Annotated in this window: 14 protein-coding genes; 7 read left to right on the top strand and 7 right to left on the bottom strand. The window is 74.1% G+C overall.

The window, feature by feature from the left end; all coding sequences use genetic code 11:
- Positions 1–175: 175 nt before the first annotated feature.
- Complete coding sequence (locus KSNIM_RS02575) at positions 176–883, bottom strand: SDR family oxidoreductase (RefSeq protein WP_263101559.1); 708 nt, start codon at positions 881–883, stop codon at positions 176–178.
- 192 nt (positions 884–1,075) lie between these two features.
- Complete coding sequence (locus KSNIM_RS02580; RefSeq protein WP_263101561.1) at positions 1,076–1,573, bottom strand: MarR family winged helix-turn-helix transcriptional regulator; 498 nt, start codon at positions 1,571–1,573, stop codon at positions 1,076–1,078.
- 45 nt (positions 1,574–1,618) lie between these two features.
- On the opposite strand from KSNIM_RS02580, the gene KSNIM_RS02585 reads away from it, so the two are divergent.
- Both KSNIM_RS02585 and KSNIM_RS02590 read left to right on the top strand, forming a co-directional pair.
- On the top strand, positions 1,619–2,536 hold the full coding sequence (locus KSNIM_RS02585) for an EamA family transporter (protein ID WP_263101562.1): 918 nt from the start codon (positions 1,619–1,621) through the stop codon (positions 2,534–2,536).
- Between the two features lie 239 nt (positions 2,537–2,775).
- Complete coding sequence (locus KSNIM_RS02590; protein ID WP_263101563.1) at positions 2,776–3,348, top strand: GNAT family N-acetyltransferase; 573 nt, start codon at positions 2,776–2,778, stop codon at positions 3,346–3,348.
- Between the two features lie 38 nt (positions 3,349–3,386).
- Here the strand turns inward: KSNIM_RS02590 and KSNIM_RS02595 are convergent, their stop codons facing one another.
- Together KSNIM_RS02595 and KSNIM_RS02600 are read right to left on the bottom strand one after the other, a co-directional pair.
- A complete protein-coding gene (locus KSNIM_RS02595; protein ID WP_263101564.1) occupies positions 3,387–4,151 on the bottom strand; it encodes a dienelactone hydrolase family protein in 765 nt (254 codons plus the stop codon).
- Positions 4,152–4,251: 100 nt separating this feature from the next.
- A complete protein-coding gene (locus KSNIM_RS02600; RefSeq protein WP_263101565.1) occupies positions 4,252–4,659 on the bottom strand; it encodes a hypothetical protein in 408 nt (135 codons plus the stop codon).
- Between the two features lie 201 nt (positions 4,660–4,860).
- On the opposite strand from KSNIM_RS02600, the gene KSNIM_RS02605 reads away from it, so the two are divergent.
- Positions 4,861–5,352, top strand: a complete 492-nt coding sequence (locus KSNIM_RS02605; protein ID WP_263101566.1) for a DUF1269 domain-containing protein — start codon at positions 4,861–4,863, stop codon at positions 5,350–5,352.
- Between the two features lie 12 nt (positions 5,353–5,364).
- On the opposite strand, the gene KSNIM_RS02610 is transcribed toward KSNIM_RS02605, so the two are convergent.
- Positions 5,365–6,771 (bottom strand): diaminopimelate decarboxylase, encoded by a 1,407-nt coding sequence (locus KSNIM_RS02610; RefSeq protein WP_263107804.1) that lies wholly within the window; start codon positions 6,769–6,771, stop codon positions 5,365–5,367.
- A 245-nt stretch (positions 6,772–7,016) separates the two neighbouring features.
- On the bottom strand, positions 7,017–7,421 hold the full coding sequence (locus KSNIM_RS02615; RefSeq protein WP_263101567.1) for a VOC family protein: 405 nt from the start codon (positions 7,419–7,421) through the stop codon (positions 7,017–7,019).
- 271 nt (positions 7,422–7,692) lie between these two features.
- Here KSNIM_RS02615 and KSNIM_RS02620 point away from each other — a divergent pair, with 271 nt between their 5' ends.
- From KSNIM_RS02620 to KSNIM_RS02630, 3 genes are all read left to right on the top strand, one after another.
- Positions 7,693–8,607: an SDR family oxidoreductase gene (locus KSNIM_RS02620; RefSeq protein WP_263101568.1), complete on the top strand. Its 915-nt coding sequence runs from the start codon at positions 7,693–7,695 to the stop codon at positions 8,605–8,607.
- Between the two features lie 743 nt (positions 8,608–9,350).
- Entirely contained in the window at positions 9,351–11,831 is a 2,481-nt protein-coding gene (locus KSNIM_RS02625) for an RICIN domain-containing protein (protein ID WP_263101569.1), read from the top strand.
- Positions 11,832–11,941: 110 nt separating this feature from the next.
- A complete protein-coding gene (locus tag KSNIM_RS02630; protein ID WP_263101570.1) occupies positions 11,942–12,316 on the top strand; it encodes a hypothetical protein in 375 nt (124 codons plus the stop codon).
- Positions 12,317–12,336: 20 nt separating this feature from the next.
- Here KSNIM_RS02630 and KSNIM_RS02635 read toward each other — a convergent pair whose 3' ends face one another.
- Positions 12,337–12,972: a transcriptional regulator gene (locus KSNIM_RS02635; protein WP_263101571.1), complete on the bottom strand. Its 636-nt coding sequence runs from the start codon at positions 12,970–12,972 to the stop codon at positions 12,337–12,339.
- Positions 12,973–12,989: 17 nt separating this feature from the next.
- Here KSNIM_RS02635 and KSNIM_RS02640 point away from each other — a divergent pair, with 17 nt between their 5' ends.
- Entirely contained in the window at positions 12,990–14,582 is a 1,593-nt protein-coding gene (locus KSNIM_RS02640; protein ID WP_263101572.1) for a PEP/pyruvate-binding domain-containing protein, read from the top strand.
- The last annotated feature ends 12 nt before the right edge of the window (positions 14,583–14,594 follow it).

A 14,594-nucleotide genomic window follows, 5' to 3' on the forward strand; every position in this document is an offset into this window, starting at 1 on the left:
CGGCGGCCGCCCGCCGGCCTTCGACCGCGAGGTCTACCAGCAGCGCAACACGGTCGAACGCCGCATCAACAAGAGCAAGCAGTGGCGCGGACCGGCCACCCGCTTCGACAAGACCGCCGCCGTCCACAAGGCCGCGATCTTCATGTGGTCGGCGAGACGACCCGAAGGAAATCCTTCACCAGGCCAGGGGTTGGCCATTCCGGAAGAAGCCGCCGGTGGGACCGGAGTCGGGCAGGGTAGCGGCCCAGACGACGCCGGCGGCGCCCTGGTCGACGGGGCCGCCGCCCGGGCCGCCCATGTCGGTGGCGATCCATCCCGGACAGACGGCGTTCACCAGAATCCGCTCGGCGCTGAGTTCGTCGGCGAGCTTGCGGGTCAGGGCGTTGAGGGCGGCCTTCGAGACTCCATAGGCAGGAGTGCCGCCGGACATGAGCGCCAGGGAGCCGGATTCGCTGGAGACGTTCACCACACGGGGGTGGGGTGAACGGCGGAGCAGCGGCAGAAACGCCTGCGTGGTCCGCCAGGCGCCGAAAAGGTTGGTCTCCAGGGTCTGGCGGACCTCATCGAGGTCGACGGAAGCGGCTCGACGGGCGGTGTCGTAGTTGATGGCCGCGTTGTTGACGAGGACATCGAGGTGCCCGAACTCCTCTTCCACGCGACGGGCGAGGGTGCGGACGTCGTCGGCGTCGGTCACATCCAGCCGGCACGGCAGCAGCGTGCCGGGCACTCCGGGGGCCAGATCGGCGACGGCCCGTTCGGCGTCCTCCGGATGTCGGGCGGACAGCAGGACGGCGTGACCGAGTCCGGCGAGCTGGCGCGCGGTCTCGCGGCCGATTCCCCTGTTGCCGCCCGTGACCAGCGATACCGGTGCAGCGGTGCTCATGCTCTCTCCCCTTGTACGGACGATTCGGAGTCGGGCAGCACGGTGTGCCGGCGCCCCGCGCACAGGCGTCGGGCCCCAGGCGCAGACGAGCCGCGGCCTCGGGCCCCAGGCGCAGACGAGCCGCGGCCTTGGACGTAGTCCTCCCGGAGGACCACGGCCGGACACCAGCGCCTCACGGTCGGACGACATCGCCTAGCGGGGCGTGCCCTCCAGGGTCTCCAGCAGGGTCCGCAGGGTGGCGGCCAGGCCGTCCCGGGCGGCGGGGTCGAGTCCGGCGAGCAGGCGTTCCTCGGTGGCGAGGTGGTCGGGCAGGGCGCCGTCGATGAGGGCGAGTCCCTCGTCGGTGAGGGAGACCAGGACGACCCGGCCGTCGGTGGGGCTGGGGCTGCGGGTGACGAGGCCGTTGGCCTGGAGCCGGTCGAGCCGCTGGGTGATGGCGCCGGAGGTGACCATCGCGGAGCGCATCAGCTCGGCGGGGGTGAGCGGACGGTCCGGGCCGTTGCGCCGCAGGGTGGCGAGGACGTCGAAGGAGGCCGCGTCGAGGCCGTGCGCGGCGAAGGTGCGCCGCATCTCGGGTTCCAGGGCGGCCACGACGCGCTTGAGCCGCCCGATCACGGCCATCGGGGAGACGTCCAGATCGGGGCGCTGCCGGGCCCACTGTGCGAGGACTGTGTCGACGTGGTCTGCCATGGAAACAGCCTAGCGGGTCTCTTAGAGGTGAGATACATTGTCTTAGTGCTAAGAAATCGACGGCTGACCGTCCTCCTGCTGACCGCACTCGCCCCGGCCGTCTGGGGCTCCACCTACCTCGTCACCACCGAGTTCCTACCGCCCGACCGCCCGCTGACCGCCGCCATGCTCCGGGCGCTCCCCGCAGGCCTGCTCCTGGTCCTGCTCACCCGCCGTCTGCCGAGCGGCAGTTGGTGGTGGCGCTCGCTCGTGCTCGGCGCCCTCAACATCGGCATCTTCCTCGCTCTGCTCTTCGTCGCCGCCTACCGGCTGCCCGGCGGACTCGCCGCCACCGTCGGCTCCGTCCAACCGTTGCTGGTGGCCGGGCTCTCCGCCCTCCTCCTCGGCGAACGCCTCACCGCCCGCACGGTCGCCGCCGCACTCGGCGGGATCGCCGGCGTCACCCTCATGGTGCTCCGCGCCGAGGCCCGGCCGGACGCCGTCGGCATCGCCGCCGCCCTCGGCGGCGCGGCCGTCATGGCCTCCGGTGTGGTGCTCAGCAAGCGGTGGGCGCCACCCGCCGGGCTGCTCGCCGTCACCGGCTGGCAGCTCGTCGCCGGCGGACTGCTGCTCCTCCCGGTCGCCGTGCTCGCCGAAGGCCCGCCGCCCGCCGACCTCACCACCCGCAACCTCGCGGGCTACGCCTACCTCGGCATCATCGGCGCCGCCGTGGCGTACGCCCTGTGGTTCCGCGGCATCGCCGCGCTCTCCCCCACCCAGGTCACCTTCCTCGGGCTGCTGAGCCCGCTGGTCGCCACGGCTCTCGGCTGGCTGGTGCTCGGCCAGGGACTCACCGTCCTGCAACTGCTCGGCGCCCTGCTCGCCATCGGCTCGGTCGTCCTCGCCCAGCTGCGCCGCCGGCCCACCGCGCCGACCCCTGCGCCCGCCCTCCGGCCCGCGGAGCTCACCCGCGCCGCCGACTGACCGCCCGGGAGCACCCCGACCATGCACCGCACCACCCTCGGCACCGCCGGAGCCGCCGGCCGTCACACCGCCACCAAGGCGCTCGGCCTCCGCCATCGCGCCACTCCCGCCGTCCGCCCCCGCGAGAGCCTCGACGCCCTGCCGCCGGGACCGGCCGGGTCCACCGCGGCGCGCCGACCTCGCGGGCGGGCGGCTACCATCCGGCGAAGAAGATCACCGCCCGCCACCAGGAGGCCCTCGTGACTCCCCCGCCGCTCACCGGTCGGCTCGTGCGCCTGCGCGAACTCCGCGAGGAGGACCTCGACCGGCTCGTCACCTGGTGGAACGACCCGGCCACCGCGGTGCGGCAGGTCACCGGGCCGGTCCATCCCCGGCCCGGTGCCGACGTCGCCGCCATGTTCCGCTCCTGGAGCCAGAACACCGGCTGCAACGTCGGCCTCTCCGTCGTCACCCTCGACCGCGACGAACTCGTCGGCCACGTCACGCTCTACGGCGCCGATCCCAAGGACCGCTGCGCCACCCTCGCGGTCGTCCTCGGCGCACCCCACCAGGGCCGAGGCCTCGGCACCGACGCCGTCCGCACCCTCCTCGACTACGGATTCGCCGAACTCGGCCTGCACCGCATCGAACTGACCGTCCTCGCCGGCAACGCACCCGCCGTCGCCGCCTACCGCAAGGCCGGCTTCACCGAGGAGGGCCGCCGCCGCGAGGCCGTCTTCCGCCACGGCCGCTGGCAGGACCACCTCCAGATGGGCGTCCTCGCCCGCGAACACCTCCCGGCCGCCGAGCACACGGGCGATGCCGAGGCGTAACCCGGCGAGCGGCCCCGCTGCCCGCGACGGACGGGCGGCTAACCCCGGCGGACGTGTTGGGCGAGGGCGTCGAGGGTGCGTCGCCAGGCGTCGGCGGCGGACTTCTCGTCGTAGGTGTCGGGGCGTTCGTCGTTGAAGAAGCCGTGGCCCACGCCCTGATAGGTGACCTGCTCGTGGGGGACGCCGGCCGCGTGCAGGTGCTCGCCGACGCGGTGCCACTCGTCGAGCGACATCACGAAGTCGTCGGCGCCGAAGAACCCCAGCAGGAAACCGGTGTTCGCGGCGATCGCCGTGCTGTCGGCGACCGGGGGCCGCGGGTCGGCCAGCGGGATGCCGCCGTCGAGCAGCCAGCCGCCGTAGTAGCTGACGACCAGGTCGAACGGGAACGCCGTGGCACCGAGGACGGCGATGTGCCCGCCCAGGCTGAAGCCGAGCATCGCGGTGCCGCCCGGCCCGCCGAACTCCCGCGCCGTGGACCGGGCCGCGGCGAGATCGGCGAGCACCTCGTCCCGGCGCAGCGCGGTCATCAGCCGGCGGCCCTCCGCCCGGCCCGCCTCGTCGTGGCCGAAGCCGGCGCGGCGGGCGTTGCGCCAGTAGAAGTCGGGCGCCAGGACGGCGTATCCGGCCGCGGCGAGCCGTTCGCAGACCGCCTTCAGGTGGCCGGTGACGCCGAAGAACTCCCCGGCCACCACCACCGATCCGTCGGCCGCCCGCCCCTCCGGCAGGACGAGGAGCCCCTCCGGTCCCTCCTCGTCGCCCGCGCCGAGCGGGATCCACCGTGCTGTGGTCGTGTTGTCCGCCATCGCTCCCCCTTCGTGGTCGATCGGAGTCTAACCCGTACCGGGGCACTGACTTGACGGATCATCAGTTCACGTCGGCCCCCTCGGGGCCGGCGCGGCGGGATCAGGCCCCGGTGCGGCGGACGGTGCACAGGCCCCAGATGACGACGACGCAGGCGGCGATCACGACGAGGGACCAGAGCGGGTAGTACGGGATCGACAGGAAGTTGGCGACGATCATCAGGCAGGCGACGGCCACGCCGGCGATCCGGGCCCACAGGGCGAGGCGGAAGAGGGCCAGGCCGATCAGGATCGCCACCACCCCGAGGACGAGGTCGATCCAGCCCCAGCTGGTCAGTGTGAACCGGAAGGTGTACGTCGGGACGGCCATGAAGACCGGGTCGCCGGCCAGCGCCATCACGGCGCGCAGCAGGTTGAGCACGCCGGAGACGAGCAGCAGCACGGCGGCGACGGCCACCACTCCGCTCGCCGCGCCGTCCGTGCCGCGTCGGCCGTTCACTGCTTCTGCCATGGGTGCGCCTCGATTCCGTCCCGGTCGGCCTTCCGCGACGACCGGACCGTGTCGATCCTCGCTCCGACCCCTCCCCGCTCCCGGGCCCGGACGTGCGGCGACACGCCGGTACTCACCCCTCCGGCGGGTGTGGGCGGGCAGCCGGGGCGGTGCGGGCCGAGGATGAGGGCAACGTCTGCCCGTAGGAGATCGGAGCCGGTGATGGCGAGCCTGACCGTGTGGCGTTTCCCCACCCCGGAGGGGGCGCAGGACGCGCTGGAGGTCCTCAAGGACCTGCAGCGCCAGGAGTTGATCACCGTCCGGGACGGCGCGGTGGTGAGCTGGCCGGAGGGCCGGAAGAAGCCCAAGACGAAGCAGCTCACCAATCTGACCGGGCTGGGCGCGATCGGCGGCACCTTCTGGGGCCTGCTGCTCGGCATGATCTTCTTCGTGCCGCTCCTCGGCATGGCGGTGGGTGCGGCGACCGGTGCCGTCTCCGGGCACTTCACCCATGTCGGGATCGACGACGAGTTCATCCAGGAGGTGCGTGAGAAGGTGACGCCCGGCACCTCGGCGCTGTTCCTGCTCACCGCACACGCCGTGCTGGACAAGGTGGCGCCCGCCTTCCAGGGGCAGCACGCTGAGCTCATCCAGACGAACCTGTCCGCCGAGCAGGAGAAGCTGCTGCGGGAGACCTTCGCCGAGGAGGAGTGAGCCGCTGCGCGGTCAGCCGGCCGCGCCGCCCGTGTCGTCCCCGCCCGTACCGGGGTTGCCCGGACCGGTGGGGTTGAGCGCGGCCAGGGCGTCGGCGTGGGCGGCGCCGGCCTCGGCGGCGATCTCCGCCAGCGTCTGCTCGGGTCGGACGGTGGCGAACCGGACGGGGCCGTCCGCGGCGGTGAACCCGTGCACGGCGGGCCTGGCCAGGCTGTTGTAGGCCCAGTGGGCGGAGGTGTAGTAGCCGCCGGTGTCGTGCAGAACGACCAGGTCGCCCGGCTCGATCCGCGGCAGGGCGCGGCCGCGGGCCACCACGTCGCCGGCGAAGCAGCAGGGCCCGGCGACGTCCTGGATCTCCTCGGGCCCCTCGCGGCGGGTGCCGTCGGGCCGGTGCACGCCCACCCGGAGCGGCCAGGCGTCGGGCATGAACACCGTCCGGGTGGCGAGGTGGGCGCCGGCGTGGGTGAGTGCGATCCGCCGCCCGCCGACCTCCTTGGTGTACTCGACGCGGGCCGCGGTGAAGCCGTTCTTCGCGACCACGGAGCGGCCGAACTCGGTGACCAGGGTGTACTCGCCGGAGAACAGGCCCGGCACGGCCGCGCGCAGCAGGGCCGCGTACTCGGCATGGCTCGGACGCACCTCGTCGTCCGCGAAGTTGACGGGCAGTCCGCCGCCGAGGTCGAGGGAGGTGACCCGGCGGCGGCCGGCCCGCCGGTTGATCTCCTCGGCGAGCTCCCAGGTGGCCCGGATGCCGGAGGCGATGAGGTCGGGCCAGCAGCCCTGCGAGCCGACGTGGACGTGCAGCCGGGTGAGCCACGGGTACCGGTCGAAGGCGTCGAGCACCCGCGCGCGGGCACCCGGGTCGCGCAGCGGCTCCCCGAACTTGGAGTGCTCGGAGGCGGTGCTCATCGCCCCGATGGTGCCCGCGCCCACCTGCGGGTTGACCCGCAGCCCGAACACGGAACCGCTGCGGCCGAGGGCCGGCAGGGCCGCGATCCGCTGCAGTTCCTGGAGGTTGTCGGCGTTGACGGCAACCCCGAGCTCGACGGCCTCGGCGAGTTCGGCGGCGGTCTTGGCCGGGGAGTCCAGCACGATCCGGTCGGCGGGGAGGCCGGCCGCGCGGGCGAGCGCGAGTTCCCCCGGGCTGGCCACCTCGCAGCCCATGCCAGCGTCGGCGACCAGCCGGAGCACGGGCACCAGGGCGGCCGCCTTGACGGCGAAGGCGTGCAGCACGGGGACGTCCGGGCCGAACGCGGCATGCAGGTCGGCGATCGTCCGGCGCACCCCGTCGACGTCCAGGAAGCCCGCCGCGGCGTGCCGGGGGCCGACCAGCCCGGCGGCTGCCGCCGCCCGGACGACGCGGTCGCGCCGGGCGGCGTCGATCCGGCGCCTCCGGTCCTGCTCGGGTGCGCTCTCCACCGTGCCGTGCTCCTCGTCCTCGCAGCCTCGCGGGCCCGTCACCGCCCTGTGCCATCCAGCATCGGGCCGATGGCGGGGCACCCGCGTGCTGGACGGGGAGCGTGCCAGCCGGGGAGCGTGCCGGCCGGGGAACGTGCGGGTTGCATCCGTCGACGAGCCGGAGCTGCCGGGCCCGGCCGCCTCGGCGCCACCGGCGGCCGGTCCCCTCGCTCCCCTCGATGCGAGGCGACCGGGTGTGCGCGGTCTCAGGGGCGGACGTACGGCCTGGTCATGATCTCCATGTTGTGGCCGTCCGGGTCCTCGAAGTACGCGCCGCGGCCGCCGAACCAGTCGTTGGTCCTCCCGGGCACGGTGTGGCTCGGATCGGCGTAGTAGGTCACGCCGCCGGCCTCCAGGCGGGCGATCATGGCCTCGAACTCCTCGTCGGGGACGAGGAAGGCGTAGTGCTGGGACTGGATCGGCGCGTCGCGCTTCTCGTAGTAGTCGAGGGTCACGCCGTTGCCCAGGTCCACCGGCAGGAAGGGCCCGAACGGGGCGCCGACCCGCAGGCCGAGGATGCCGGCGAGGAAATCGGCGGAGGTCTGCCGGTCGCTGGCGTAGACGGCGGTGTGGTTGAGCTGGACGGTGGTGACGGAAGGCTGGTCGGACATGAGTGGTCCCTCTCCGGGGTCGTGGATCGCGGCGCACCGGGGGCGCTCGCCTGTTGGCTGCAACGACGTGCGGAGAGGAACGGCGGGGCCCTGCCCCGCCTCGTGCTCAAGCCGAGGCCGGGTACCCGTCTCGTGTGTGGCCCATGGCCGACCCGGCAGTCACCCGACCGACCCTAGCGCCCGTCCGCCGGCCGGGCAACGCCCTTCGGGCCGTGGCGGCGGGGCACGTTGCGCGGCGGCACGGCCGCTGCGGACTCCGTAGACTCCGGCCATGGCTGGAGCGTTGAAGGGCAAGGTCGCCCTGGTCGCCGGAGCGACCCGGGGCGCGGGGCGGGGCATCGCGGTGGAACTCGGGGCGGCGGGGGCCACGGTGTACGTGACCGGCCGCAGCACCCGCGCCCAGCGGTCCGAGTACGACCGTCCCGAGACCGTCGAGGACACCGCCGACCTGGTGACCGCGGCGGGTGGGCTGGGGATCGCCGTCCCCACCGACCACCTGGTGCCCGCTCAGGTCCGTGGCCTGGTGGACCGCATCGACGCCGAACAGGGCCGGCTCGACATCCTGGTGAACGACATCTGGGGCGGCGAGAACCTCTTCCAGTGGGACACCCCGGTGTGGGAGCACGACCTCGACAAGGGCTTGCGGCTGCTGCGCCTCGCCGTGGAGACGCATGCGGTGACCAGCCACCACGCGCTCCCCCTGCTGCTGCGGCACCCGGGCGGTCTGGTGGTCGAGGTGACGGACGGGACCGCCGAGTACAACCGCGACACCTACCGGGTCTCGTTCTTCTACGACCTCGCCAAGACCTCGGTGCTGCGGATGGGCTTCGCGCTGGGGGAGGAGCTCGGCCCGCGCGGCGCGACCGCGGTCGCGCTCACGCCCGGCTGGATGCGCTCGGAGATCATGCTCGGCCACTTCGGGGTGACGGAGGAAAACTGGCGCGACGCCCTGCGGATCCAGCCGCACTTCTGCATCTCCGAGACGCCGTTCTTCGTCGGCCGGGCCGTCGCCGCGCTGGCCGCCGACCCGGAGGTGGGCCGCTGGAACGGCCGGTCGCTCTCCAGCGGCGGCCTCGCGCAGGTCTACGGTTTCACCGACCGCGACGGCAGCCGCCCGGACGCCTGGCGCTACATGGTCGAGGTCCAGGACCCGGGCCGGCCCGCCGACGCCACCGGCTATCGCTGAGCCGTCGCGGACCGCCCGGACATGACGGTCCGTCGGTCGTCGGCGCGGACGACCGTGCAGGGGGTGGCCTGAGGGCGGCGACCGTCGGCAGCCGCAGCTCGGTGGCCGGTGTCGTCCCGCCGCCGCCTCCGGAGAGTCGCCTGACGACCCGGAACTCCGTGATCTCGGAGATCTCCGGTCCGCCGCCGGGGCAGTGGACCGGGGCGTTGTGGTTCGTCGGCTGGATCTTCGTGCCGACCGGCATCCGGCTGAAGTCGACGATCAGGTCGTACCGTTCGGCCGGCCCGATCAGGAAGTTCAGCATGGGCGGCGGAGATGTGTTGCGCGGGTCCGGCCGGGGGCGGCCCCGGCCAACGGCGGGCACTGCCGGCCGGCCGCGGCCCGGTGCGGCCCCGACGCCGAGTGGCGGACGTGGCGGATTCCGTCACGGGGCCGGCCGGGCCCGACGTCCGTCGCACGGAGTCTGACGGGGTCGAGCGGCGCTGTCAAAGGACAGCCGTGGAGCAGGACTTGGACTTTTGTCGCTGGTGGGGCGGGTTTCGGGGTGCGCGGCGGGGAAGGGCGGCGCGACCCTTGACACCCTTGTCGGCGCGCTGCCACGGTGTGCTCGAAGCTGCTTTCTAGCAGTCGATAATGAGCATCTTCGAGCATCATCCGTGTTCGGCAGCGCCGCGGGTGGGCCCCGGCGCCGACCCCCACCGATCCCTCCCCCACCACCGTGCACCGCCACGGAAGGAGCCTCCGTGCCCACACCCCTGCGCAGCATCCTCGCCGCCGGGCTGGCCACTGCCGCCCTGGCGCTGGCCACCGCCTCCGCGCCGCCGGCCACGGCCGCCGCCCCGGCCGCCGGCGCCACGTACACGGTCTCGGTCGGTGCACCGGCGACGTACGGCCACCCCACCGACACCCCGGCGGCGCCGTACGTCGACAAGGACGGCACCTTCTGGTTCCAGCAGTCCGCGGCGCTGTACGGCGCGAACGACCCCCGCTACTGGGACTTCTTCACCGGAACGGACTTCGACACCGCGACCCGCTCGTCCGCCGTCAGCAACGCCGTGAACCCGGCGAACCCCAACGACAGGAACGACGACACCACCTGGCGGTGCAACAACAGCCCGACCGGTCTGTCGGCGACCGCCGCGGCCGGCTCCACCGGATACGCGCACAAGAACTACTGCGACCTGGCGGGCGTCTGGGTCGACCCGGACACCGGTGACTGGTACGGGCTGGTGCACAACGAGTTCACCCCGCAGCCCTTCGGCGACGGCCTGCACTTCGACGCCATCGACTACGCCGTCTCCACCGACCAGGGGAAGACCTGGACGATCCGGGACCACGTCATCACCTCGCCGTACAGCACCACCCGCGGTGACACCACGGCCTTCCCCCACCAGACGTACTCCTACGGCGACGGCGACCAGCGGCTGTTCGTCGACACCGCCTCCGGGTACTTCTACGTCTTCTACGGCTCGCGCGTGGTCGACAAGTCCGGTGGCTGGAAGGCGTTCTACGAGCATGCCGCCCGTGCCCCGCTCTCCGCGAAGATGGCGCCCGCCAGCTGGCAGAAGTGGTACGACGGCGCCTGGTCGGAACCCGGGGTGGGCGGCCGGGAGAGCAACATGGTGCCCGTCGACTCCTCCAGCACCACCGGGTACACCCCGGTGACGGGCGAGTACGACCCGGCGAACACCGGTACGTCCGCGCAGCAGATCGCCGCCGGGAAGATGCCCGCGACCTCGCCGCTGTTCGTCATGGACGTCACCTGGAACGCCCACCTCGGGCTGTACATCGGCGAGCCGCAGGCCGTCGACCAGAGCGGCAACGCCCCGCAGCAGTTCTACGCCACGGACAATCTCGCCACCCAGAAGTGGTTCCTGCTCGGCGACACCGGCGGCTACCGCACCGCGTCCTGGTACCGCTGGTTCCTCGACGGCGCCAACCGCACCAGCTCCACGATCACCGGCAGGACCTTCCGCTCCTACTGTGCCTTCGGCTGCTCCGGCGGGGCCTCCGGCCAGTACGTCGACGTCACGGTCGGCTCCTCCGCCCCCGCCGCCCCGCCGGTCGACCCGTCCAAGGCCTACCGGATCGCCGGCGGCAACGGCCGGGTCCTCGCACAGGTCTCCGGCAGCTCCGCGACCACCTCGCTGGCCGCCGTCACCGGCTCCGCCCTGGAGTCGTGGACCTTCGCGGCCGACGGCGACGGCTCCTACCGGATCGCCAACGGCTCCAGCGGCCAGCTGCTCGGCGTGAACTCCGCCACGGTGTCCGGCCGGGCCTGGGGTGCGCAGCCGACCGCCACCGCGGCGCCCGCGAACGGGCCGACGGTCGGCCAGCAGTGGTGGGTGATCCCGGGCACCACCGCCGCCGGGGCGGCGACCGGCACCGTCAAGCTGGTCAACCGCTACAGCGGTCTCGTCCTCGGGCTGACCCCGGCCGCCGGGCGCCTCGCCGAGACGACTCCCGTCCGCAGCTGGACGGACACCGGCGGCAGCGGCGTCGGCGGCGGGCGCAGCGCGGGTGAGCAGGCGCTGACCCTCACGGCCGTCGGGCCGGCGCCGGAGACCGTCACGGTGGCCTCCCCCGGGAACCAGTCCACGAAGGTGGGCGCGGCGGTGTCGCTGCAGCTCTCCGGGAGCGATTCGGCGGGCAAGGCGCTGACGTTCTCGGCGACCGGTCTGCCGGCCGGGCTCTCCGTCAGCGGCTCGGGCCTGGTCACCGGCACCCCCACCGCCACCGGATCGTCGACGGTGACGGTCACCGCTTCGTCCGGGACGGCCACCGGCTCGACCTCCTTCACCTGGGCCATCGATCCGGCGCTCGCGGGCAGCCACACCCTGACCGCCTCCGGCAAGGCGCTCGACGACCCGAACCACTCGACCACCGCCGGCACCCAGTTGGTGACCTGGTCACCCAACGGCGGCCCGAACCAGACCTGGGTCTTCACCGCGCAGGCGGACGGCAGCTACCGGATCACCAACGGCGAGTCGAACCTCTGCATGGACGTCAGCGGCGGCTCCACCACCGCCGGTGCCCAGGTCATCCAGTGGACCTGCACCGGCGGCAGCAACCAGCGCTGGGTGGTCACCGCCGTCACCGGCGGCTACCGGATCGCCTCGCAGAAGAGCGGCCTGCTGCTCACCACCGCCTCCGCCTCGGACGGGGCGGCGGTGACCCAGCAGGCGGACACCGGCTCGGCGCTGCAGCGCTGGACCGTCGGCTGACCGAGCGGTCCGCAGGCCCCGCGGGGAGCTCGCCCGCGGGGCACTGCCGTCGTCCTGAACCTCGGGCCGCCGGTCCGCAGGCGGCTGCGCCGTGTGAGAGGGTCGAAGGCATGGGCGAGTCCTGGGTCTTCGACGACGGCACCGCCCCGGCGACGGTCGAGGCAGCGCTCGACCTGCTGCGCGGGCGGATCGCCGCGGGGCGGCTGGAGACCTGGCTCGCGGCCTCCTCCGGCCGGTCACTGGGCGTCGTCAGCAACGGCGAACGGGCGATGGTGCTGCTGCTCGATCCCGAGGGCGATCCGGGCGGGCACGCCGTTGACCCGCTGGCCGCGGGGCGGAGCGGCGGCTTCTTCCTGACGAACGGTCAGTGCGACGAGTACCCCGACGCGGAGACCGTGCCGCTCCCGGAGGGCCTGCGGATCGTCGGCCACGTCCTGGCCACCGGTGTCCCGCCGGTCGACGCGGACTGGGCCGACGACCGCTGAGTGCCGTATCCGGCCGCGAGTCAGTCGCGGGGGATGCCGAGGGTGGCCAGCAGGTCCTCGTGGAGCTGGAACCAGACGGCGTGGTACGAGTCGGTGCTCTCCGTGACGGCGCCCTGCTCCCCCGCGTGGGCGCGGCCGAGGGCGCCGGCCAGCCGGTGCCGGTAGCGGGCGAAGCGGTGCAGCGCGGCCGACAGGTCGGCACAGACATCGTCGGCCCGGCGGTCGAGGTCGGTCAGACGGGTCAGCACGAGGGTGTCGTAGGTGGCGTCGGCGTGGTCGTTCAGGGCCATCGCGCCGTCGACCGGGCGGGTCTGCCAGGCCGTGCAGAGGTCGAGGAGTTCCGGGTTCAGGACGAGGAAGCGCTGGTACGCGTCGGCGACGGCCGCCCGGGTGCCGGAGGCCGCGAGTTCGGCGGCGATCCGCTCGGCGTCGGCAGCCCGGCCGGCCTCGGTCAGGCCCCAGCCGCCGAACGGGCCGGAGACCCGGGTGACCAGGCCGGCCACCGCCAGGTCGATCAGCTCCGACTCCACGTCGGCCTCGGGGAGGCCCGCGGCCTCGGCCGCCCGGCCGAGGCCGGCGAATCCGGTGCAGCGGAGCGTGTGGAGAACCAGCAGGTCGGGGCCGGTGCGGTGGGGCAGATCGGGCAGGTCGGGCACGCCCGTATGCTACAGCGGTGAGGTGGATCCACCCGCTGTCGGCGGACCTCCGGGAGCCGGCGGACGTCCTGGGCGGAAAGGCGCACGGCCTGGTGGCGCTGCTGCGGCTGGGGCTGCCCGTCCCGCCGGGCTTCGTGATCGGCACCGCGGCCTGCCGGGCCTTCCTGCGCGACGGGCGGTTCCCGGACGGGCTGTCCGAGGAACTCGCCGCCGCGGTCGCCGGCCTGGAGGCCGTCACCGGGCGGTGCTTCGGCGGACACCGGCGGCCGCTGCTGGTGTCCGTCCGGTCGGGTGCCGCCGTCCCGATGCCGGGCATGATGGCGACGGTGCTCGACGTCGGGCTGACCGGCGACGCGGCCGAGGGTCTGGCCGCGGAGAGCGGCGAGGACCGGTTCGTCCTCGACTCCCGGCTCCGGCTGCTCACCGGGCTCACGGCCGCAGCCACGGGCCGACCGGGCGACTTTGCGGGCTCCGACGGCAGCGTCGAGGCGCGTCTCGCCACGGCCGCGGAGGCGGTGCGCCGGCACTTCGGCGAGCCGGTGGTCGAGGACGCGCGGGAGCAGTTGGCGCAGGCGGTCGCCGCCGTGTTCCGTTCCTGGGACTCGCCGCGGGCGCGTACCTACCGCGCGCTGAACGGTGTTCCGGACGGGCTCGGCACCGCCGTCACCGTCCAGGCGATGGTGTTCGGCAACCGCGGTCGGCGCAGCGGCACCGGGGTGGCGTTCAGCCGGGATCCGGCGACCGGCGAACCGGTGCCCCACGGCGACCTCCTGTTCGGCCGTCAGGGTGAGGACGTCGTCTCCGGCGGCGCCGCCGTCCGCCCGATCGCCGACCTGGCCGGGCGGGAGCCGCAGGTGCTGGCCGACCTGTTGGAGGCACTGGACCGCGGTGAGCGGCACTGCCGTGACGCCTGCTACCTGGAGTTCACCTTCGAGGCCGGCCGGCTGTGGCTGTTGCAGATGCGGCCCGGCCGGTTCGCGGGCGCCGCCGGTGCGAGGGTGGCGGTCGACCTCGCCGACCGTGGGGTGATCGGCCGGGACGAGGCGCTGCGCAGGGTCGCACCCGGCCAGCTGCGAGACGCCGGCAGCCCGCGGATCGCGCTCGCCGACGACACCGGGCTGCTCGTCCGCGGGGTCGGCGCCTCGCCGGGTGTGGCAGGCGGGCGGGTGGCGCTGACGGCCGATGCGGCCGTCCGGATGGCCGTGGACGGTCCGGTCGTCCTGGTGCGGCCGCAGACTTCGCCGCTGGACCTGCACGGCCTGGCCGCCGCCGCGGGCGTGCTGACCGCGCTCGGCGGGCCGGCGAGCCACGCGGCGGTCGTCGCGCGGTCGATGGGCCGGCCGGCGGTGGTCGGCGCGGCGGGCCTGACGGTGGACGTCCCGGGCGGTTGCCTGCGGGTCGGCGGGCGGACGGTCCCCGAGGGCGCGGTCCTCACCCTGGACGGTGGGCTGGGCCTGGCCGTCCTCGGCTCCCCACCGGTCGCGGCGGCCGCGGACGACCCGTACCTGCGCCGCTTCCTCGCCTGGGCCGACGAGGTCTCCGGTGACGCCTCGCCGCGCCCGGCCGCCCGGCGGCTGGCCGCCGCTCAGGCCGCGCTCGGCGGGTGCTGAGAGCCGGGCCCC

Origin of the sequence: Kitasatospora sp. DSM 101779 (genome assembly GCF_025655475.1) — a bacterium.
GTDB lineage: Bacteria > Actinomycetota > Actinomycetes > Streptomycetales > Streptomycetaceae > Kitasatospora.